The following is a 22361-nucleotide window of genomic DNA, read 5'->3' as shown; positions in this document are numbered from 1 at the left end:
TCGCAACAAAGCGAAACGTACTGTTAAAGAAATTAAAATTGGGCATGGAAACCTCATCAAAAGAACAATCCATAAATTATGGATTCGCATGTCCGTATAAAAAGAAGCTGACCCCAAACATCGACTTCAAGTGATTTTAGGTCAGCCATCTGAAGTATTTCTTTTTTAAGAATGCAAAATAAATAGCGAAGGGGCTGCAAACATCTCCTTACGTGTTTCCCGAATCAGAAGAGATGATCGAACCCCTTTAACAAGAATATTCTTGATCTTTGTATTTTTATGTTAGTGCTTTAGAGAATGATTCAATGAGTTCTCTTCGATGATAGAAAATACCTGTTCCAATTTTATCTTCCGTCCAAGTAATGGTCGGAAAGTCTGCATAGCTCATATAACCGCTTGTGTATGCTTCATTTCTATTGCCGGATGGATCAAAAAAGTAAACGGTAAGGCCTCGTGTAATGCCGTGTCTTGTTGGCGTCACTTCTGCTTGAACATTATTTTTGGTTAAAATATCTGCTGCCTTTAATACTTCATACCAGTTATCGACATAAAATCCTGCATGATGAAATTTCGCATCCGGTCCTTTCACGAATGCAAGATCGTGACCTTTGTTCGTCACTGACATAAAGCTTCCGACTAAATCTTCTCCATCTACCGTAACGATTTTCTCGGTTTGTCTAAAACCGAGCACTTCCGTAAAGAAGCGGGTTGCTGTTTTTAAATCATCGCCTGTTAAAAGAGCGTGATCCAATCGATGCGGAGCAATTCCTTTTAGTCCATCCGGCCATGGATCTGGGTTTAGATTCCCAGTTTTTGTCCCTACTTGTTCTATTTCCGTATACAGCTCCATATGATGGCCTGTTGGAAGCTGAAAACGAACCGCTTCTCCTTCTGCTAATCTAGCACCTTTGGAAATTCGGGAAAGTTTGCAGCCAAATTGCTCAATTTTATATTCTAATTTTTCCAGCTCGTAAATATCTTTTACCTTAAATGCCATATGATCCATTCCAGCTGTATCGGATTTTTGCAAAATGATGCTGTGATGGTCATATTCGTCCCAAGCTTTTAAATATACTCGATTTTCCTCGCGTCCTGTCACTTCAAGCCCAATGACATTTGTGTAATATTTTACAGATTCTTCTAAATCCAACACCCGAAGCTCCAATCGCCCTAATCTTAAAATTTCGCTCATTTGAATCCTCCCTTTCATTGAAAAATCTTATTTTAATGAATTTGATCATCAGCTCTTTCCATTAAACCGTTTCCAATAAAGATAACGCAGCCTCGCAGCACAATCTGTCTTCTTCTTCTGAGCCGCCGCTGACCCCGATTCCTCCAGCTAAATCGTTTCCGTCATAAATCGGGTACCCTCCTCCAAAAACGACAAGCTTTTCTGTATGGACAATCCCAAGGCGCAAGCTCGGCTCATCTTTGATCATGTCATACCATTGATGGGTCGGAATCCCGAAAGCCGCTGCCGTATAGGCTTTATTTTGAGCAATTTGTATGCTTAAAAGAGGCGCCTCGTCCATCCGGAAAAACGATTTCAAATTTCCGCCTTGATCCACAATAGCAATGTTCACTTTCACTCCAAGTTCTTCAGCCTTTTGTACCGCTTTGTCAATCATTTGTTTCGCCAAGTCACTGCTGATGCTTTTTTGCTGTAAAAACGCCAACATTTCTTCCCCCTTTCCTAAAGTCAACACCGCTATCCTTTTGTAAATACTAGATTTTTCTCTTCCTTTTCTTCGATCTCTAATGTTAAATCGAAACTTCTGGCAATCCATTTTACTTTGACTCGAGAAATACTCCACACAGAAGATATGGATGGACCAAGCCAATAGATTTTTTTCTGCTTAGTAACAAGCACGCGTCCCTCAAACCACCCTTTTCCTATATCAATTGCCACGTCGTAGCATCCTTTTGGAGGAAGCATATAGTACCGATCCAAAATCAATTCATCTTTTGCATCAGTATGGATCATTTTTCCTTTTGTTTCGTAAAATTCTCCCAAGTAATCAGGAAGTTCTTCCATCAATCCTGATTGAATCTTATTTCGAATCAACGTAGAACTAATTTTTTCATCGTTTCGTTTGACATTTTCTACTTTCGTGACAGTGATTGAGTATCCGCTGTCTTCCTCCATCGTATCTAAACTTCCTTTTCCTTTTCGGCCGTACGTGAAGTCATATCCAGCTGCTACATGCTTGATTTGCAGCGGAACTAAATATTTCTGGACAAATTCCTTCGGCTCAAGTCTTGCAAATTCCGATGTAAATCGTATTAAATAAAAGTAATCAATGTCTAAATGGGAAAACTTTTTTGCTTTTTCGGCAGGCGGGAGCAAATATTGGACACGTTTTCCCGTTTTGCCGATTATTTCTTTAGGGTGCGGAAAAAAGCTGATAACCGCTGTTTTTACCCCCATTTTTTCCGCCAAGTTTTTAGCGGTCTGAATGACTTTTTGATGTCCGAGATGAACGCCGTCAAAAAACCCTAGTGCAGCAACGACAGGGCAAGAGGCAATAAGATCTAGATCATTTTGATGATCAATGATGATTGTTTTCAATGAAATGCCCCCTTTTTTTAGCTCGACGCCGTCGCTTGTTCGCTTTGAGCAAGCTGATGGTATTTTCCGCTGAAAAACAGAAGCGGATCTTGCTCTGTCATGTTTATATCCGTCACTTCCCCGATGAAAAGGACATGATCACCTGCTTGAACCTCATTAACAACTTGGCAGGAAATTTGCGCAAGAGCATCTTTAATGACCGGCAGCCCCCCTAGCTGTTCAAATTGTACATCGACTGGTTTTTCCAGCTGCCCGGCAAAATTCATCGAAAGCACTTGTTGATCGTGCGACAAGATGTTAACAGCATATTTTTTTGATTGTTGAATTTTTTCCAGCATTTTCGCTTTTTCTCCAATGGAAATTAATACAAGCTTCGGATTTAAGGAAATGGACATAAAGGCATTTGCTGTCATTCCATGAATATCTCCGTTATGCTCCGTTGAAATGACCGTCACCCCTGTAGCAAATTTCCCCATCGCATTGCGAAACAAGCGATCGTCCATATCCACCAACTCCTTTCTTTTTATTTCTGCACAAGTTCTTTTTGTGGAGATACCCAAGTATCATTGAGCCAACCGTTTAGATCGTAATCATCCAAAGCGGAATCGACAAACTCTTTAAATCGGTCGGAATCTCCAGTTGCATCAGCAATTTTTAACGTCTCTAGACGAATGTTCTCATGGTTGCCCGCATAGTTGATTTCATAAAGCTCATGACGTCCGCCAAATTCCGTTCCGATCGCATCCCAAATCATTTTCATCAATTTCACCCGCTCTTTTGCATCAATGCCTGAACCGCGATAATAACGATCGAGATACGGTCGCAGCTCCGGATTTAAAAAGTCGCTGGCACTGGAAGGCAATTGAATGAGGCCCCCCGCAACGATTTGTTCAAAAATTTGTTTGACGCGCGGCCATACCATTGGAGCGAGCACACGGTAAGCAGCGCCGTACTGAAGGTTCGGAAGTGCAACGCCATTTTTCGTTTCACAATTGGCTGCCATTGCGGTAGAAAGAGCCCAAAACATATTGCGAAGGGCAATAACCTCACCGATATTTGCCTGAACCCCACGAAACTGCTTCGTACCTGCCGCCTCTGTCGCTTTCATTAATAAGCCGACCATAAAGTCAAGCTTGACGGCAAAACGCGTACAACCTTGGAATGTAAAGCGGTTTACAAATCCCGTTTCAACAAAAAACCCGTTTACTACGTTTACATTTTTGTAGGCAAGTACGTTCTCCCAAGGAATAAATACATTATCTAATACAATGACTGCATCGTTTTCATCAAAACGGCTGGAAAGCGGATAATCAAACGGAGAACCTAATGTTTTTGCGATTTGTTCATACGATTGACGGCTGATCATTTTTACGCCAGGCGCATTCATCTGTACAAAGAAGACGAGTGCATGGCTTTGATCACCATCTCCTAAATCTTGAGCTCCATAGTTAGAGACGAAGTTATAATGAGTTAGTGCAGCTGCCGTTCCCACCATTTTGGCACCGTTTACAATAATACCGTCATCCCGCTCTTTTACAGCGCGAACATAAACATCTTTATTTTCATGAAGAGGTTTTGAACGGTCGACCTGCGGATTAATAATCGTATGGTTAATAAACGGAACTTCTTTTGTTGTTTTTTTGTACCAATTTCGCGCATTGTCCTCAAAACCTTCGTAATAATCCGCAAACGCTTTCAAATGTGCTGTGAAAGAAGCTTTATAATCAGGGGTGCGCCCCATAAAGCCATAGCTCAGCTTGGCCCATTGTGCAATCGCATCTCTTGCTTCTAAAAGATCTTGAGCATTTTTTGGTTCTTTAAAAAATTTGTGAGTTTGATAGCCTTCTTCAGTAGTCGTCGTTAAAATTTTTCCCATCTGTTCATCATGAAGAGCATCATACATTCTTGCTATGGAGCGAGCAGAGTTTTCGTAGGCAGAATGTGTTGTAACATCATCAATCTTTTCTCCATTTAAATAAACAACCCTGTTATCTCTTAAACTTTCTAAATATTCCTTACCATTCATCATCTTTTATCACCTTCCTAAATGAAAATATAATGAACTGGTATTTCCTCTACGGTTCTATCATATAATTGATTTGAATTTTCAGACAATGACAGCGTTTGTTTAAAAATCATTGAAAACTAAACAATTGTTGTTGAAAATACACAAAAAAGACTGCCTCATTGCCAAACACCAGCATTGCGTCAAAATGGCAACAAGCTGGCGATTTGAGCGTGAGACAGTCTTCTCAAATAATATTCATACATATCTTGGCTTCGATCGCTTCCGGTGAATAGTCTCCAGGCGTTTTTTATCATATAATGCTCATACATATCCCTGTCTAATGTACTGAAATGTTGTAATCACATTTCCCGCTGATCTTTCAATTACCTAGCAATGTGAACTTTCTTAATCCCTTGTGCTATCTGGGCATTGCTCTTTATTCCAACATGTTTGCGGCACCGCCGATAAGATCAGCGTTTCTTCTACGCTGCCAGGAGCCGAATCGTCAGCAATCGGATCAAGTCACCGATCAGAAAGTGCTCTTTAAACTGCAAACGAACGACTCCCCGTTTTCAGGATTGTCCTTTCACATAAAAACCCCAGTCCGAGGCAGACTTTCAGAACATCGTATTAAATGCATCGTTTTTTACTGCCTGCCTGTTGGGGATAATAGTATCGTACATTTTCATTATAAGTTCAATGTATTTATAACTTCCTCTACATCTGTTGTCGGCTGTTGGCAGGCAAAGTTTTCACATATATAAATAGTTGTTTCATTATTGATCATGCGATAATTTTTCGCAAATTCCGCAATTTGTGCAAATTGATTTGGATCTTCAGCAACTAACACTGAAAGTTCCATTGTATACGCCTGTTGAATACGATTCAATAATCTTTTCCTTTTGCTGCAATCTTTCGGACCAATAATGACAACCTCTTTTTGCGGCAGCTGTTCCATCAAAAGGCTTTGCAAGAAAAACGTATGACCGCTTGGGTATTGCTCCACTTCTTCTTTAAAAATAGAATACATTTGCTGAACGCTTTCGTGTAAATCCAAATTGCCGGTCAGCCTGCTCAATTTCAAAAGCGCGAAGGCCGCAACGCTGTTTCCTGAAGGGAGCGCACCATCATAAATTTCCTTCTCCTTGACAAGCATTGCTTCACTGTCATGACCTGTGAAGAAAAATCCGCCATTTTCTTGATCCCAAAAAAGATCAATCATTTTATCAGCAAGTTGTTTACCTTTATGCAAATAAGTTAAATTAAATGTCGCTTCATACATTTCGATATAGGCCCAAAGAAGGTATGCATAATCATCAATGAACGCCTGTTGTTTTACTTCGCCATCGCGATAGCGCACCATAACCCTTCCGTCTACAATTAAATGATTTTCAATAAAATCCAGCGCCTTTTTTGCCATTTCGATATATGCTTCCTGATCAAAAACAGCTCCTGCTTTTGCTAGTGCAGCAATCATGAGAGCATTCCACGCGGTCAGCACTTTATCATCAACATGTGGAAACGGTCTTTCAATTCGTTTTTCAAAAAGCTTTTGTCTCGCCTGCTCCAATTGCTCTTTTAGCTCTTCCAGCCCCATTTGATAGGTAATTGCCGATTTTTCTTCATTCGTATGAATGAGATTCGGGATATTTTTTCCTTCAAAGTTCCCTTCTTCAGTTATATCGTAAATATGACAAAACTGTTCGCCTAGTTCCTGCCCGAGAATCTCTACCACTTCCTGTTTTGTCCATACGTAAAATTTCCCTTCCTCCCCCTCAGAATCTGCATCAATGGCAGAATAAAAAGACCCTGATTCATTCCGCATATCCCGCCGGACAAATTCAATAATTTGTTCTGCAATTGTTTTAAATTGAGGGTTTTGGGTCACTTGATAGGTCTCGGAGAATGTATAAAGCAAAAGGGCATTATCGTACAGCATTTTTTCAAAATGCGGAACGAGCCACATGGCATCTGTCGAATATCTGGCAAATCCGAAGCCAATATGATCCCAAATCCCTCCCTTTGCCATTTGCACAAGCGTTTTATTCACAAAATAAAGAGCATTTTCATGTTTAGTCCATTCGTAATATTTCATTAAAAACATGAGCATGTGAGGAATGGGGAACTTCGGTGCCTGACCAAACCCTCCATAAATTGTGTCAAAATTGCTTGAAAGCTGATGAAACGTTTCATGAAGAACGCTTTGCTTCAGCTCACCTTTCTTATTTTGACTGGCATTTTTATTTAAAACTTCCGTTATGCGTGCTGCTGTCTTTTCAATTTTTTCATGCTCTTTTTGATAAATTTCCGAAAGCTGCTGCAACACATCGATAAATCCCGGACGTCCAAAACGGCTTTGCTTAGGAAAATAAGTGCCTGCATAAAAAGGTTTTTGATCCGGTGTGATAAATACATTGAGCGGCCATCCGCCTTGCCCCGTGAGAATCTGGCATACCCTCATATATATGGAATCAATATCTGGTCGCTCCTCACGATCTACTTTTATAGCGACAAACCGTTCATTTAATATCTTTGCAACTTCTTCATCTTCAAAGCTTTCATGAGCCATGACATGACACCAGTGACATGTAAACTTTATATCCACCTTTTAATTAATATATTAGCCCCATTACAGGGCTAGGAATAGCCGATAGACACAAGTACAGGCTTTCCTTCTCTTTTTGCTTTTTGGAAAGCTTCAGGTGACCATTCCAACCAGTTTACAGGGTTCGTTGCATGTTGTAGCAAATACGGTGATTTTGATTTTATTAGCCAATTATATTCTTTTGAAAAACGATCTTGTTTTAAGTATTCCTTCATCTTCAACACTTCCTCCTCTTAATAGAATTTAGAACAATCCTTCCAAATTCGCTTAAACGGTTGTCCATATGACCGTATAAAAGTATTTGCTTGGAAGATACGTTCAACTTTATTTTACCAAATATTTCCCGTGAAGATACAACAAAAAATATTCTCAAATTTGATAAATTATGCATTTGTTATATTATTTTGTTAAAGGTAATTATTAACTTGGGGTGTTCAATTTGGAAAAGTTAACATTTTTTGAACTAGCAATTAAGGTATTGAAAGAAGCTAATAAACCAATGACAATTGAAGAAATATGGCGTTATGCCCAAGAAAGAGAATACGATGTGTTGGTAGGTTCAAAAGGTAAGACACCATGGCAAACTATGAGTGCAAGAATATACGTTGATATGCGGGATAATCCAAATTCGCCTTTTGTTAAAATTGATTCTAAACCAAAGAAATTCTTTCTTAAGGAACTTCAAAATGTAGATACAATAAAAGAAGAAAAAGAAATTATACAACCAAAAGAAACTTCATATAGTGAAAGAGATTTACACCCTTTTTTAACGTACTATGTTAATACATACTTAAATGTATATACCAAAACCATTTATCATGAAAAATCTTCTAAACGAACATATTCACAATGGTTACATCCAGATTTAGTCGGAATTAACTTCCCTATTGGTGAATGGGAATCGGAAGTTTTAGATTTTGGATTAACTCTCGGAAGTCAACTAGTGAAGCTTTATTCCTTTGAAGTGAAGAAAGAATTAACATTTGCTAATATTCGTGAGGCTTATTTCCAAGCGGTTTCAAATTCTTCATGAGCTAACGAAGGCTATTTAGTAACTGCAAACATATTACACGATGAAGAATTTATGACTGAGTTGAAACGTCTTACCTCTGCTTTTGGGATTGGAATTATAAAACTAGATATTGAAGACCCAGATGCTTCTGAAATATTATTCCCTGCCAAACACAAAACAGAAATTGATTGGGAAACTGTAAACAAACTTTCAAAGGAAAATCCTGATTTTAGAAAATTTATTGTTCGGATAAAAAATGATATGAATAGTAAAGAAATCATCAAGGAAAAGTACGATAAAGTTTATACGGCTGAACAATTAGTTGAGAAAATAAAAAAGAAGTGAATAGTATGTTTGCGATAGCACCTACTGATATTGGTTGGTATAGATATCTTAGAAACACCCCAATTCCCGAAGAAGTAAATTTTTGGACACCGACACCGTGTAACGTCAGAAGACTTTCCAAAGGTAACAAATTTTTGTTTTTGTTAAAAGCCCCTATCGAAAAATATGTAGGTTTGGTAGTTTTAAATATTACGAGAATCTCTCAAATAAAAAAGCGTGGGAGAGGTTCGGAACAGGCAACGGTGTTGAAAGTTTATCAGAATTAAAAAATCGTTTCAATACATACTCTAGGAAGACGTTTTACAACCGCTTTTTCTGATAATGACGAAAATCGTGAGATATTGTCATAATTTTAACTGATGTTATATTATTTAGCGAAGAAAATTTTATCACCACAGTTCAATTGAACGTATCTTTCCCACGCCAAGTTGTGAAGTTGAAATATTTCAATATGGAATTACCTAACGTGCTTGAAGATGTACAAATAAGACTAGTAGAAAAAATATTGGAAGTAGAAACACTTGTTGAAGGTGCCAAAAAGCAAATTTCTGTTAACGCTTATGAACGTAATCCCATTGCAAGACAAAAGTGTTTAGATTATTACGGTTATAACTGTTCAGTTTGTGATTTTAATTTTTAGTGAAACATGCGGTGATATCGATAAAAACTTTATTCACGTTCATCATCTCAAAGAAATTAGCCAAATTGGCGAAGAGTATGAGATTGATCCTTTAAAAGACTTACGCCCTGTTTGTCCCAATTGTCATGCAATATTACATAGACAAAAACAAGCCTATACCATTGAAGAATTAAAAAAAATAATTAACAAAAATAAGGTACATTTATAGTAATATAAAAAGGTATTATCTCCTTTTTTGTGGAAATAATATCTTTTGTTGTTTCTCGATCCATATTAGCTATTCCTTCTTTATTAAATCTTTTAACTGTTCCTTAGTTAACCACGGTCTTCTTCTATGTAACATGCGGTGACAGTTTGAACATACTAAGACTATATCTTCTATCCTTGTTAATTGTCCTTCTTCTAATTCTGATACAGGTATAGTGTGGTGACCTTCTATAAAGTGTTTTCTGCAAGAAAAAAATACAGAGGGTTGCAGTATATCTTTATCAAAATTTTGAATAAATATACATATATGTGATCTATCCATCAAGGGCTTGACGTCGATCCTCTGTAGCCATGATTCTTTAGTCAAGCGCCAGCTTCAACAGTTTTGGCAAAACCAAAAAAGGTTATCATGGCTCCTCCTCCATGTAAAGCCCCATTGCATATCACTGCATAAGGATTTTGCAATTCTCTGCACTTTTATTTTGCAAAAAACACTTCTATAAAGTCTTCTCCTATTTCGCCATACACTTCATAAAAGTCAAAACCACATATTTCACAGAATAGGCGTCCACCATTTTCACGTTTAAACTTCTCTTTCACTAATCTAATTACTGAATCGGCTACACTTAACTGGACACGTAGACTAAGCGGGCCGCCTTGAGGCGTTCCCATGTCCGTTTCCATTGCCACTCCATTGATATTTCATATTTTTTAAACTATAAACACTTGAAAATTAATATACCATTATTAGGAATTAATTACAAAAAGAGATATCTAATGCTTTTTTTACTTTTTCAGTACCGGAATCCAAATTTCACATTTTACAGTCGGGGAAGTTAAATCTTTGCTTCCGATTGATAAGATTTCTGGACCTTCTATTTGTTCATAGTTTGAGGTTGGAAACCATTCAGAATAAATGCGTCCCCATACATCCTGCAGTGTATCAGGAAATGGTCCGATTGCTTCGAATACTGCCCATGTTGAGGCAGGAACTACAAGTTGTGTAAATTCAGCTGGACATTCCTTAGTTGTTGCTACGCCAATATAGTGATCAAGCTCCCCTTTTTCCTCCATTCTGCCTTCAGAAAAGTTCGTGGATGCTTGAATCAGGCCTAAAGGCTCGACATTCGAAAGTTTTTTAAGTTTATTGATCTTTTCATCATCTAAGCTTTTCCACATCGAGGCAATTTCCGGATTAATTCCTTTGAAAATGATCGGAACTCTTTTTTTAATACCAACAATACGAAATGCCTCTTTTTCTACAATTCGATAGTTCATTTCATTTCCTCCCTTATTGTTAACTGGAAGGTCATTCGTGGATAAGCTTTCAATAAATGACCACGATTTCTGGCTTCTGACGGTGTTATACCATGCAAGTTTTGAAAAGCTCTTGCAAAAGAATCTGGTGAGTTGTACCCATATTTTATCGCAATGTCGATGACCTTTACGCTGCTATCTTTAAGTTCAAATGCTGCAAGAGTCAGGCGTCTGCGGCGGATGTATTCTGATAGTGTAATACCTGCAAGAAAAGAAAACATCCTTTTAAAATGATATTCGGAACAGCAAGCGATTTTTGCCACCTCTTTAAAGTCAATATCATGTGTAAGGTTTTCTTCAATATACTGTATGGCTCTGTTCATGTTCTTAAGCAAATCCATTATATGACCTCCCTTGATTACAAGAATAGCAGGAGCTGAATGGATCTACACGATATTTTGTGCACAATTATGCAGGGTGGTGATATGATCATGTGCATTTTTGCGCAACCTGCTCAGTTTATGAATAAAAACGGTTTTATGATGGAACAAGTGAAATAGATCAGGTAAATAATGAAAGCAATATGTTTGTTTAGTATTTGGTGAAATGATCATTATCATAAATAAGCAAAGAAACGGCTCAATTTTCATAAACGGTTTTCGAACAAGTCCCTAAAATAAATCAAGTAGAGAAAAACGAGCTGTTTTTCTCTACTGATTTTGTATACCTTCGATTTTGATATGCAAGCAGTTGACGCCTTCTTCTTTCAGAATGTTGCGGGCTAATGCCATTTTTCTCCGCTTAGTGTCTTTGAATAATAAACTCCTCTTCAAGCAAAGTCCAATTTTGAGGGAAAGGCTCGCCAAGCACCCAATATGCCACTCCATTCAGTCCGTATTCTTTTACGAGATTAAACTTTGCCTGCATGCTTTGTTCATTTTCAAACCAGACCTCATGTGTTTTGTTTTGATCATCGGTGTAGCGAAACCAAGGTGCCTGCGCCTCGTTGTCATACTGAATTTCAACTCCTTCTTTCGCCGCTAGGTCTGCTGCTTCCGCCGGAGCGATTCGTTTGGCAAATTTACCGCCTTTTTTGTATGGTAAAGTCCAATCGTACCCATACAAAGGGGCGCCCATCACAATTTTGTTTCGCGGAATGACGGAAACGGCATAATCCAGTACTTTGCGAACTTGCGGAATCGGTGACACCGCCATTGGCGGACCGCCGGACCATCCCCATTCATACGTCATCAAAATAACAAAATCTGCTAACTCTCCATGTCTCTTATAATCATGGGCTCCGTGCCATGGTCCTCTTTGTTCATCGCTCGTTTTTGGGGCCAATGCAGTTGAAACCGTAAAGCCGGCTTTGCGAACCTGTGGCAAAATCGTTTCGAGAAAGCCGTTATACAGCTCACGATCCTTTTCCCGAATATGTTCAAAGTCGATATTTAAAGCTTTATATCCTTTTGCTTTCATCGTCTGAATAACGCCATTGATCAAACTTTTAGAGGCTGTTTTATCTGTAAAGATCCGATGAGCAATATCCGGTGAAAAATTTCCTTCTGTAAAATTGGTGATGACCATCATCGGAATCGCACCGGATTTTTTAGCAGCTGCGAGTGCTTCACTGTCTTCAATTGGAACAAGACTTCCATCGGCGTTCACTCGGTAGCTGAAAAAAGCTACATATGATAAATGCTGGCTGACACCTTTTAAGTCAGAAACGGATTGCTGCGGAGTGATCGGCTCAAGAAATCCAATTGAGTTAATAGGTCTTTTGTCGCGGGCCGTCTGATCAGGGTTTACCTTTTGGATTCGTTTTGCTGGAGATTGGCTATGCTGTATCCTAATGAGCGAGCTATCTCCTTCATTCTGAGTTGTCGTTCCTTGCTGTTGATCATAAGAAGCGCCCTGCTTTTTATCATTTCCATCTCCGCATCCAGAAAGAGCGAGCGAAAGGCAGAGCAAAATGACAAATTTTCTCATCACAACATCTCCTCTTGTTTTTTCTTATACTTCCTAAACAAGAGGATGAATATTCCCGAGTTTTTCACTTCTGTCCATAGATTCAGCAAATATGCGCTGGAAAAAGTATTTAAAAAAAGACTGTCGCAAAATTACATAGAAATTTTTCATCTGCTGTTGACCTTTTTACAGTTCCATTTTGCTGCGTGTTTCTCCGTACATTTTTTTCATCAGTTGCTTCGAATTTTTTTATTTACATCCTGTGCTCCAGAAGTTGAAATTTTTTTGCAGTCCTTCTACATACCGTTTGGAGTTACTTAAAAATTTTTAGAACGAATGTTGTTGATGCCTATCCATACATTTTTTCAAAAAAGACTGGTCAAATTTAACAAAACGTTATATAGTGTGTATATAGATATACACAGTAAAACAGTTCACTTGGAGGAGATCAATATGAACGATTGGAAGGAAGCGTTTTGGCTAGCAAAGTTTGAATTAAAAAAATTGAAATTGGGATTTGTATTGCTTGCCTTGATGGCCATCACGTTTTCGATGTTTTTCGCCACTGTCATTCCGAAAAATACGGAAAGAAGCACCGTTATGCTAGATTTTTTGTTCTTTATTGTATTTGGTTTTGGAACTGCATGGATCAAACCGAAAGAATTTAATCATCAAAAAATAGGCGGCGACTTTTGGGCCCTCCCTTTTTTTATTACACTTAGCCAGCTGCCGATCCAAAAGGATGTGCTCATTAAAAGCAGATTTATCATTTTTTTCGCCTTTGCCGTTCCTTACTATTTAGGGGTATCGATTCTTACTTATGTGTTTTCCCCTGATCTTAGAGCAGCGTTGGACTTAAAGGAATATTTCGCATTTATCATGATTTGGATTGGTATTGGCATTCATTTAGGAGCTTCGTTTCCAGCTAGTGATGTCGGCTACCGGCTTTCAACGGTGAGGTTTGCCCTTTATATATTCGCTTTATTTTTTGGATTCATGTTTATCTTTACGATATTTAACGTTTTATATGGAAACGGCTTTGTGCCTTTGACGATGCTCATGGCGGAAAAATGGCCTCTAGTAAGTATTATTGCGTCAGTTCTTTTCGCTGCTATAGGCGTGCTCTACTCGCAAAAATATATGTCCAAAAAAATTGAAAAAATGGATTATTTATTTTAAGAAGGAGGAAGTTGAATGGAGCTTCCTATTCAGATTGCAAAAGATTCTCCGGAGCCTATTTATTATCAATTGGAAGAACAAATTAAAGCGCTGATTGCAAGCGGTCAGCTTCCTGCTGGTTCACCGCTGCCTTCGATCCGCACCCTTTCAAAAGACCTTGAAATTAGTGTGATTACGACTAGACGCGCCTACCAAAATCTTGAATATGAAGGGTTTATCCAGACAACACAAGGAAAAGGAACGTTTGTAGCTGACATAGACGATGCTAAGAAAGAAAAAGTAAAGGCAGAAACGGTGTACAAAGCTATTCAAACCGCTGTACAAACGGCGCTCCGCCATGACTATACGTTTGCAGAGATTGAGCAAATCTTTCAACAAGTAATGGTTGAATTGCGGGAAAAGGAGGGTTCTTAATGCAGCCTTGGTTAGAAATCATGCAGTTAAGAAAAACGATCGATGATTTTCAATTAGGGCCAATTGATCTTTCGTTTGAGCCTGGAACGATTCATGCACTCATTGGGAAAAACGGAGCTGGTAAAAGTACATTAATGAAAATGCTGATGAATCTTGCGAAAAAAGATGAGGGGCAGATCCGCTTATTTGGTCAATCAATACAAAATCGTGATGAAAGCTGGAAGCAGCACATCTCGTACCTGCCGCAGACATTGATTGGATGCAATTCCTTTAACGGATTGGAATTGATGAAGCTCACTTCCCATTGGTATTCAACATGGGATCAGAAATATTTCGACCAGCTTGTACAAATGTTCGATATCCCTTTAAGAAAGCTATATCGAAATTTATCACAAGGTGTTCAAAAGAAATTAAGCATCGCCTTAACTTTAGCCTGCGATACCGACATTTTGATTCTTGATGAACCAACCGCTCATATGGATATCCCTTCAAAACAAATGCTGATGGATATTCTCGTAGAATGGATGGAAAGAAGCGAAAAGCTGATGATCATTGCCAGCCATCAAACAGATGATATTCGAAAGCTTGCTGATTATCTAATTGTACTGAAAAACGGACAATTGCTTGGAAAATTTGAAAAAGAAGAATTAGCCAGCAGATATAAACGTTACTTTTTGCAGCAGCCTCTGCCAAATAAACCGATACCGGGTGAAGTTGGAAGAAAAGGAAAGCAAATTGTCATCACTCAACAACAAGAAAATACAGAACAGTATTTAATAGAGCATCAATACGATTGGATCAAAGCAGAATCGTTAGAGTTGGAAGAAATTATCACGATTATGCTCAATCAACCAATTTAACAGAAAGGAACATAAATATGAACGAAACGGTTTTAACAGTTGAAAAATTAGGAAAATCATTCAAACATCAGCCGATTATCCAAAATATATCGTTTGAAGTGAAAAAAGGGGAAATTATGGCGGTATTAGGACCGAACGGGGCTGGAAAATCAACGATCATTCGCAACATTATGGGGATTATGTATCCAGATGAAGGAAGCATTACATTCCACAATAGCCAAAAAAATATGATCCCGCGCCATAAAATTGGCTATTTGCCGGAAGAACGCGGTTTATATAAAAATGTCAAAGTAATGGATATTCTCCTTTATTTAGCAGATTTAAAAAGCTACCCATTAAAAAAAGCAAAAGAGCGGGCTAAAGTCTATTTAAAAAAATTTGGCTTAGAAGGAAAAGAACAGTCATCAATTGATGAACTATCAAAAGGGATGGGACAAAAAGTACAGTTTATCGCTTCGATCCTGCATGAGCCTGAACTGCTCATCTTAGACGAACCGTTTTCCGGAATAGACCCTGTGAGCCAGGAGTTATTTAAAAAAGAAATAAGAAGCTTAGCTAATAACGGCACAGCGATTCTTCTATCTTCCCATCAAATGAATATAGTAGAAGAGATGTGTGACAGATTATTTATGATCCATCGCGGCCGCAAGGTGGTTTATGGATCGATAGAGGAAGTAAAGAAAACATATGCGAATTTCAAATGTGTCATCCGCGGAAAAAATGACCGCGCCGTACTAGAACAAATTTCTGGTGTTCAACGAATAGAACAAAATGAAGATGTATCAACTCTTTATTTAACAAAAGACATTCAACCTGCCAAATGGTTAAAAAACCTTCCGGAATATATGATAATTCAAGAATTATCGCTTGACCGCATTTCCCTGCATGAAATCTTTATTGATGTTGCCACAGATCAAAATTTATTACAGGAAGCTGGTGAAAATTATGAGTAATACTATAAAAATAGCAAAATGGGAAATAAAGCGGAATTTAAAAAACAAATCATTTATCATCAGCTTGTTTATAACGCCTATTCTCTTTTTAGCTTTTTTCCTGCTCGGAAATCTTGCCAATTCAGATGAGGATCAAAGTGTAACAACTGTTTATGTCAATGATAAGCTGAATATTTTGCCAGCCTTGCAGGAAGCAGTACAGCTTCACACCCTTCCATTCAAGCTTCAGAAAACTGGCATCGCGGAAGATAAGATAGAAGATTTGCTAAAAAATAGAGAGAATACAGCCTATTTGTTTATCGGTGAACAGTCATTAACGGATGGCGTTGTCCCTGTTTACACAAGCGATGTGATTAGCCCGATGTTTGCCAATCAAATTCAGCTGCTGGCAGAGCCGTTAAAAGCTTTGCAGCTGGAGCAGCTTGGTTTATCGAAAAATCAATTAGCAGCCATTTCGAAAGGAATCGTCTTTGAACAATCGACCGTTAGTGAAATCTCAAAAACTGAAGGCGGAGGAGGAGAAACGGAAAAAATTTTAGAACGCATTGTACCAGGGGCCTTTGCCAGCATCATTTTACTATCCATTGTTTTTAGCGGCATGATGATTTTTCAAAGCGCCTCGCAGGAAAAGAAAGATAAAATTGCGGAAATCATTCTTTCATCGGTCACACCAAAAGACCTCATGCAAGGTAAAATTATTGGTTATTTCCTATTAGGAATGTTACAAGTTGTTGTATTTTTCATTTTTATCATTCCAATCGTTTTATGGAAAATTGATGTTCCGATATTTCACTATTTGTTCGTTCCTCATCTTTTTCTTTTCATCGGGATTGCCCTTTTAGGCTACTTGCTGTTTTCGTCAATTTTTGTCGGCATCGGCGCCACAATGGCAGATATATATACCGCCGGCAACTTTCAAGGATTGGTTATCCTGCTGCCATTTTTGTCATTTGTTTTTGTCGGACCTGTGCTGACAGATCCAAGCGGGCTATGGGCGCAAATCGGCACCTATCTTCCATTCACATCACCCGCTGTTTTGATTCTTCGTTTGTCGATATTAGAGGAATGGCCATGGGCGGAAATTGTCATATCACTTGCAATCTTAATAATAAGTGTTTGGATCTTTATGAAACTAGCTGGAAAAATATTCAAAGTCGGCATCTTAATGTACGGAAAAAATGCCACGCCAAAAGAAATATGGTCTTGGATCAGACAATGATCAAAATAAAAAAATCGGCTAAACGCCGATTTTTTTATGGTTTGGTGAAGATGAATAACATTTGCAAGCTGCGTAGTTATGATCGGTCTTTATTCCCAAAATACCGGTTCGCCTTCGATATGGCAAGGCTTGGGCTGATAGATGTCTTCTTTTGTTTTAAGATAGTGATGAATTCTTTCTTCATTGGCTGTAAAAGCATTGCTTGCGATATCGCATCCTAAAAAGCGGCATTTGTTTTTTATGGCTGCAATAGCTGACGATCCGCTCCCTAAAAACGGGTCGCAAACCGTAAATCCCTCTTCGGCACTTGCATAAATCATCGCTTGGAACAGCTCAACCGGTTTTTGCGTCGGATATTTCGAATGGTGAATTCGTTTAAACCGCCATACATCCGGAAAAGACCGGTTTCTAATTTTGCGGTTGTTTCCGTTCGTAGCAAAAATAATATATTCGTGCCTTCTTCTAAAATAATGCCCCATTCCCATATTGATTTTATCCCAAGTGATGATGTTTTTTACGTCAAAGTACTCTCTCATTAAATGCCCTAAGCTTAATAAAGAAAAAGAATCAAACATGATGTAAATGTGCCCTGTATCTTTTTTCAGCACCCTCTTGCACTCTTGTAAAAAGAGATGATAGTTTTCTTCACTGTCTTCAAATTCCGCAAACCATTTCCCATTTTCCGTTCCCTTTTGCTTATATTCACCGACGATTCTGCCCTTCCCGAGCTTCAGCTTGTTATTCATTCCAGAATAAGCAGGGTCTGTTACAATCAAGTCGATGCTTTCATCTTTTAAAGAATTTAAAAAGGATATGCAATCATTTAGTTCAATTTTTACTTCGAGATTGTTTCCATATTTAAACGTTCTCACAGATGCAGTTTCTGTGTCCATATCCAAACACCCTTTTAAAAATAAACGAGATAACTATTTTATCATACTATAGAAGAACGTACATTCTCAACCGATTTAGCTCGTATCTAGCATTTGGCGCAGCGACTTTCAGTGGATTGTTGTCTTGCCTATTTATTTTAATTTTCGTATTTGGGCGTTATCGCGTGCAGATTATCTGATTATGCTTATGACCTTCTCCGCATAATCCTCTGGGGACGTTATTTCCTTCTTGATCTCTGTCCAGTTTGCTCGTCCAATCAAAGTTTTCCATACTACAGCCAAGGTATTTATCATGCACTCCAAAGCTCTCCGGTTTTTTTGTTATTTTGAAACATTTTCAGCACTCACTTTCAGATGTATGTTGCTCAATTGGCTACAGTCCTAAACTGAAGAATAACTTTCCCGGTGTTTCATTCTGTTTCATGAGGATTCAACCATTAAGCCCCTATTTATTCCATATTTAATGACTTCGTCAACGAAGAAAAAAATAACGGAAATAGCTAAAGAAAAAACTGCAAAAATCCATAATATGATAGCAGGCAATATTCCGAAGATTATATGTAAAGCAAATGCGAAAAACCTTTTGGTAATGAAATCAATTGCTATCGATATGGGTATCCATAAAAGAACAGCCCAACGCTTACGTATAAAGATATCATGAGAAGATCGTGAAAAGAAGATCCTGTTTGTTGGTCAGAAAGACATGCTACTGGCGAAATAAAATCGCTATGATAAAAGTAGAAATAACAAACGTAATGAGCGCTGTTAAAAATTTTCTTTTTATATATTAGTTATACCCCTTATTATTACTTGTAAATAATCAAATACAAATTTGATAAGTAAAAATACATAAAAAATGTTCTAATATGATTGCCTGTGTAGATGGTGAAGGAGATTAAAATGGTCATCATGGCATTTTTGGCTATTTGGTAGCAATTATATGGACCAGTATTGCGGAATATAAAATTTCATTTTGCTGTTTGTTTTTGACGAAAAGCAGCTGGAAATCAACGTAAGTTTTGTTAAGGAGGTTTGATGAAAGATTTAGTCCACGAAACAGCTTGTTGCAATCGTTGGTGTTTTAGCTTCCCTATATATTTCTACTAAAACCTTTCTTTTGGCTGTAACTTCTCCTAATTTATTTCCAGGGTTGGATAAACCGATGTGAGAACCTCTTCAAATGATAAAAGCCTGTAGAATTCCAATAATGAATTCTGCAGGCTTTGCCCTAGCTGGATACTTTCCGTAAACCCTTCTCCAATATATGAAACAACGGATAGCATAATCCCCGCTTTTTATGAATTCGCCGTTACCAACCGATTGCCGCACCGTCTCCTCTTGGATCAACCCCGCCATGTAAAAAGCTTTGTTCATCAATTAATATGGCGTTGGCATGCCCCATTATTTTATCAATAGGTTCAACAACTTTCACAAGATGGCCAGCTTTGATCATCGATTCGATCACTTCTTTTGAGATGCGGCCTTCCATCTTCAATTCTTCCGTCTCTTCTCCCCACGTTCTTCCCCACACAAACCTTGGCTCATATATTGCTTCTGCAGGGCTCATTCGATAATCAATCATTCTTGTAATGATAGCTGTTTGTGTTTGCGGCTGCCCTTCTCCTCCTTGTGTTCCGTATAAAATATGCGGCTTTCCATCTTTAAAAGCCATTGCAGGCATCAGCGTGTGGAACGTTCTTTTTCTCGGCGCCAAGCAATTGACATGCGACCGATCAAGAGAAAAGAACGATCCTCTGTTTTGCATTAAAATCCCTGTGTCACCAGCAACAACACATGAACCGAATTCAAAATAAAGACTTTGTATAAAGGAAACCGCATTCCCCTCTTCATCCACGACAGCCGCATGGGCAGTGTCGTTTCCGACAGGTTGAGTCTTCACTTCGCTTGCATTTGTCAGACTGATCGATTCGGCCAGCTTTTTCGCATATGTTTTGCTTAACAATTTATCAAGCGGAATCTGGTAGAATTCGGGATCTGTCAATACTTTGTTTCGGTCTTGAAAGCTTTTTTTCAATGATTCTGTCAAAAGGTGATAATACTGAAAAGAACCGTGCGGAATCGTTTTAAAATCAAAGTTTTCTAAAATATTTAGCGCCATTAGCCCGGCAAAGCCTTGTGAATTGGGCGGAACCTGATACATGGTATAACCGCGGTAAGTTCCGCTCAGCGGTTCGACCCAATCTCCGTGATGATCCGCAAAATCATCCTCTATTAAAATCCCGCCTTTTTCTCGAAGGCTTGATACAATGCGTTTTGTTAAACTGCCTTTGTAAAAATGATCTCTTCCTTTGTTCGCTAACTCTTTCAATGTATCCGCCAATTGCTTCTGAATAAATTTTTCATTTATGCTCGGAATTCGATGATGAGGCAGGAAAATCGATGATGTTTCCGGAAATTCTCGCAGAATTTGAACATTTTTTTGCGTGTTGACATATTGATCCTTTGAAAAAGGGAATCCATTTTCCGCATATTCGATAGCAGGCTCTAAAACCTCCGCCAATGAAAGTCTTCCGTATTCTTTTATGATGGCATCCCAACTGTCAACCATTCCCGGCACGGTGATAACACTTTGAATGCCTCGATACGGAATGGCGGGTAAACCTTCGTATTTTTCAGGCGTGGCGTTATAGCCTGACCGGCCGCTGCCGTTATACGCACGAACTGCTTGATCCTTTCTGCTGTAAAACAGCCAAAAAGAGTCTCCTCCGATCCCTGTCATGTGCGGATAAACAACCGCTAAGCAGGCGCTGACCGCTACCGCTGCATCGAAGGCGTTGCCCCCTTTTTGCAGTATGCGGCAACCGGCTGCCGATGCTAAATAATGCGGACTGACAACCATACTTTTCGTTCCGATCATTGATTGGCTCATTTTACTTGTTCCTCCCCCGGTTTGTAGTATTGAACGAAATGGGTCATGCGATTTGAACCTTCCGTAAATAGAAATAAAACAGCACCGATGATTAGCAAAACACCTGACAAATAAAAGCCGATTTCAAGCTTGCCGGTGATATCGGCAAAATAGCCCGTAATATAAGGTGCAAAAATTGAAGAAAGCATTCCGCTGAAATTGAAAAAACCATACACTTTGGAGTACATGGATGACGGCGTAATTTCAGCCATATAAGATATTAATACGGGATCGAGCGCCAATTTTCCTAGCAGTCCGTAAAAAACTAATCCTGCTAGCAGCAAAGAATAATTTTCCGCATAAGGGATGACAAATTGGCAAACAGCTCCAGCAAAAGCTAAAAAGATGATCAGCGGCTTTTTATTTTTTACTTTATCTGAAACATATCCAAAGAAAATAGCCCCCGGAATCGAAGCCCAAGGCACTAAAGAAGATATGATCCCTGTTTGCGAGCCTTCTACCCCTTTTACCGTCTGCAAATAATAAGGCAACCAAGTAAGCATTCCGAAGAATCCATATAAAGAGCAGAAGATGAGAATGTAAACGAAAAGATGATTTTTTGTAAACAACCGTTTTAAGTTTTGGCTATTTTTCATATGAGGAACTTCTTGTTTTTTTTCATGGCTGGATTGATCTCGTACACATATTCCTATCAAAATGGCAACAATAATAGTTGGAATGGCAAATAGATAAAATGAAAATTGCCATCCTTTGTTTAAGGTATATGTGAAATAGCTAGCAGCAATAAAACCAAGAGAAATGCCGAAAGCCATTCCGCTATTGATCACTGCAGAAACGATCCCTCTGTATTTTTTAGGGGTAATGTTGGAAGAAATTCCGTATTGCGAACCGTAATAAGTGCCTTCTCCAATACCTGTTAAAGCGCGCATCAGCAAAAACAATGCAAATGAAATACCAATCCGCTCAAAAAAGTGGTAATGCCAAATAATATATAACCAATTACTAAAACTTTCACTCTTCCAAACCGATCAGCCAAAAATCCTGTTGGAATTTGCATGATCGAATAGGCAATAAAAAATACAGTGGACATCAAACCTAATTGACTATTGTTTAAATTCCACTGCTCTCCTATTTCTCCCATCACTGGCGACAAAATATTTCGATCCGCATACATAAATACCCATCCTAGAAAAAACAAGAAAATAACGATGGCTGGATATGTGCGTTTCATTTTCTTCACCCCTCTCAACTTTTTTTAAAAATTTGATTTCATTATAGAAAGCTGCTGAGGAAAGTTCCTTGAATTTGTAAATTTTTTTAACAAAGTTTTTTCGTTCCGTAA

21 protein-coding genes and 3 pseudogenes are annotated in these 22361 nt (G+C 38.5%); 10 read left to right on the top strand and 14 right to left on the bottom strand.

What is annotated here, in order from left to right; genetic code table 11:
• Window positions 1-277: 277 nt before the first annotated feature.
• From RI196_RS07890 to RI196_RS07860, 7 genes are all read right to left on the bottom strand, one after another.
• Window positions 278-1192, bottom strand: a complete 915-nt coding sequence (locus tag RI196_RS07890; protein WP_130158704.1) for a catechol 2,3-dioxygenase — start codon at window positions 1190-1192, stop codon at window positions 278-280.
• 61 nt (window positions 1193-1253) lie between these two features.
• On the bottom strand, window positions 1254-1679 hold the full coding sequence (locus RI196_RS07885) for a GlcG/HbpS family heme-binding protein (RefSeq protein ID WP_063389618.1): 426 nt from the start codon (window positions 1677-1679) through the stop codon (window positions 1254-1256).
• Window positions 1680-1708: 29 nt separating this feature from the next.
• A complete protein-coding gene (locus RI196_RS07880) occupies window positions 1709-2569 on the bottom strand; it encodes an FAD synthetase family protein (RefSeq protein WP_130158702.1) in 861 nt (286 codons plus the stop codon).
• A gap of 17 nt (window positions 2570-2586) precedes the next feature.
• The gene (locus RI196_RS07875) at window positions 2587-3072 is read right to left on the bottom strand and encodes a flavin reductase family protein (protein ID WP_063389616.1); all 486 of its coding nucleotides are present in this window, start codon (window positions 3070-3072) and stop codon (window positions 2587-2589) included.
• A gap of 20 nt (window positions 3073-3092) precedes the next feature.
• Complete coding sequence (locus tag RI196_RS07870) at window positions 3093-4598, bottom strand: 4-hydroxyphenylacetate 3-hydroxylase family protein (protein ID WP_130158700.1); 1506 nt, start codon at window positions 4596-4598, stop codon at window positions 3093-3095.
• 667 nt (window positions 4599-5265) lie between these two features.
• Window positions 5266-7146, bottom strand: a complete 1881-nt coding sequence (locus RI196_RS07865) for a thioredoxin domain-containing protein (protein WP_311067219.1) — start codon at window positions 7144-7146, stop codon at window positions 5266-5268.
• A 68-nt stretch (window positions 7147-7214) separates the two neighbouring features.
• Window positions 7215-7397, bottom strand: coding sequence for a DUF255 domain-containing protein (locus tag RI196_RS07860; RefSeq protein ID WP_311067218.1), 183 nt, complete (start codon window positions 7395-7397; stop codon window positions 7215-7217).
• Window positions 7398-7621: 224 nt separating this feature from the next.
• Between RI196_RS07860 and RI196_RS07855 the strand changes: the two genes are divergently transcribed.
• The 5 genes from RI196_RS07855 to RI196_RS07835 all read left to right on the top strand — a co-directional run bounded on the left by RI196_RS07855 (window position 7622) and on the right by RI196_RS07835 (window position 9387).
• Window positions 7622-8215, top strand: a complete 594-nt coding sequence (locus tag RI196_RS07855) for an HTH domain-containing protein (protein ID WP_311067217.1) — start codon at window positions 7622-7624, stop codon at window positions 8213-8215.
• A 51-nt stretch (window positions 8216-8266) separates the two neighbouring features.
• On the top strand, window positions 8267-8539 hold the full coding sequence (locus tag RI196_RS07850) for a hypothetical protein (protein ID WP_311067216.1): 273 nt from the start codon (window positions 8267-8269) through the stop codon (window positions 8537-8539).
• Window positions 8540-8544: 5 nt separating this feature from the next.
• On the top strand, window positions 8545-8805 hold the full coding sequence (locus tag RI196_RS07845; RefSeq protein WP_311067215.1) for a hypothetical protein: 261 nt from the start codon (window positions 8545-8547) through the stop codon (window positions 8803-8805).
• 200 nt (window positions 8806-9005) lie between these two features.
• Window positions 9006-9179, top strand: coding sequence for a hypothetical protein (locus tag RI196_RS07840; protein ID WP_311067214.1), 174 nt, complete (start codon window positions 9006-9008; stop codon window positions 9177-9179).
• Window positions 9163-9387: an HNH endonuclease gene (locus tag RI196_RS07835; RefSeq protein ID WP_311067213.1), complete on the top strand. Its 225-nt coding sequence runs from the start codon at window positions 9163-9165 to the stop codon at window positions 9385-9387. The genes RI196_RS07840 and RI196_RS07835 overlap by 17 nt, the downstream gene beginning before the upstream one ends.
• A 69-nt stretch (window positions 9388-9456) precedes the next feature.
• Here RI196_RS07835 and RI196_RS07830 read toward each other — a convergent pair.
• The 4 genes and pseudogenes from RI196_RS07830 to RI196_RS07815 all read right to left on the bottom strand — a co-directional run.
• Window positions 9457-9627: pseudogene (locus RI196_RS07830) on the bottom strand (HNH endonuclease); the annotation flags it as partial.
• Window positions 9628-9863: 236 nt separating this feature from the next.
• The gene (locus tag RI196_RS07825; RefSeq protein WP_311067381.1) at window positions 9864-10070 is read right to left on the bottom strand and encodes a hypothetical protein; all 207 of its coding nucleotides are present in this window, start codon (window positions 10068-10070) and stop codon (window positions 9864-9866) included.
• A 102-nt stretch (window positions 10071-10172) separates the two neighbouring features.
• Window positions 10173-11044: pseudogene (locus RI196_RS07820) on the bottom strand (AraC family transcriptional regulator).
• A gap of 400 nt (window positions 11045-11444) precedes the next feature.
• Window positions 11445-12632 carry a glycosyl hydrolase family 18 protein gene (locus RI196_RS07815; protein ID WP_311067212.1) on the bottom strand — a complete coding sequence of 396 codons (1188 nt, stop codon included), beginning with the start codon at window positions 12630-12632 and terminating at the stop codon, window positions 11445-11447.
• Window positions 12633-13064: 432 nt separating this feature from the next.
• Between RI196_RS07815 and RI196_RS07810 the strand changes: the two genes are divergently transcribed.
• The 5 genes from RI196_RS07810 to RI196_RS07790 are packed head-to-tail and all read left to right on the top strand — an operon-like array spanning window position 13065 to window position 17236.
• On the top strand, window positions 13065-13790 hold the full coding sequence (locus RI196_RS07810) for a hypothetical protein (RefSeq protein ID WP_311067211.1): 726 nt from the start codon (window positions 13065-13067) through the stop codon (window positions 13788-13790).
• Between the two features lie 15 nt (window positions 13791-13805).
• On the top strand, window positions 13806-14204 hold the full coding sequence (locus RI196_RS07805) for a GntR family transcriptional regulator (protein ID WP_311067210.1): 399 nt from the start codon (window positions 13806-13808) through the stop codon (window positions 14202-14204).
• On the top strand, window positions 14204-15064 hold the full coding sequence (locus tag RI196_RS07800) for an ABC transporter ATP-binding protein (protein ID WP_311067209.1): 861 nt from the start codon (window positions 14204-14206) through the stop codon (window positions 15062-15064). The genes RI196_RS07805 and RI196_RS07800 overlap by 1 nt, the downstream gene beginning before the upstream one ends.
• A 17-nt stretch (window positions 15065-15081) precedes the next feature.
• Window positions 15082-16017: an ABC transporter ATP-binding protein gene (locus tag RI196_RS07795; RefSeq protein WP_311067208.1), complete on the top strand. Its 936-nt coding sequence runs from the start codon at window positions 15082-15084 to the stop codon at window positions 16015-16017.
• Complete coding sequence (locus RI196_RS07790; protein ID WP_311067207.1) at window positions 16010-17236, top strand: ABC transporter permease; 1227 nt, start codon at window positions 16010-16012, stop codon at window positions 17234-17236. Before RI196_RS07795 ends, RI196_RS07790 begins: the two co-directional genes overlap by 8 nt.
• Before the next feature lie 89 nt (window positions 17237-17325).
• On the opposite strand, the gene RI196_RS07785 is transcribed toward RI196_RS07790, so the two are convergent.
• The 3 genes and pseudogenes from RI196_RS07785 to RI196_RS07775 all read right to left on the bottom strand — a co-directional run bounded on the left by RI196_RS07785 (window position 17326) and on the right by RI196_RS07775 (window position 22250).
• Window positions 17326-18129 (bottom strand): DNA-methyltransferase, encoded by an 804-nt coding sequence (locus tag RI196_RS07785; protein ID WP_311067206.1) that lies wholly within the window; start codon window positions 18127-18129, stop codon window positions 17326-17328.
• 1309 nt (window positions 18130-19438) lie between these two features.
• A complete protein-coding gene (ggt, locus tag RI196_RS07780; RefSeq protein ID WP_144598368.1) occupies window positions 19439-21019 on the bottom strand; it encodes a gamma-glutamyltransferase in 1581 nt (526 codons plus the stop codon).
• A pseudogene (locus RI196_RS07775) lies at window positions 21016-22250 on the bottom strand (MFS transporter). Before RI196_RS07775 ends, ggt begins: the two are co-directional and overlap by 4 nt.
• Window positions 22251-22361 lie beyond the last annotated feature (111 nt).

It is taken from the genome of Aeribacillus composti (genome assembly GCF_031760945.1).
Taxonomy (GTDB): Bacteria; Bacillota; Bacilli; order Bacillales; family Aeribacillaceae; genus Aeribacillus; species Aeribacillus composti.
Note: the sequence above shows the minus strand (reverse complement) of the source record. Positions and strands in the feature narration are given on the sequence as shown.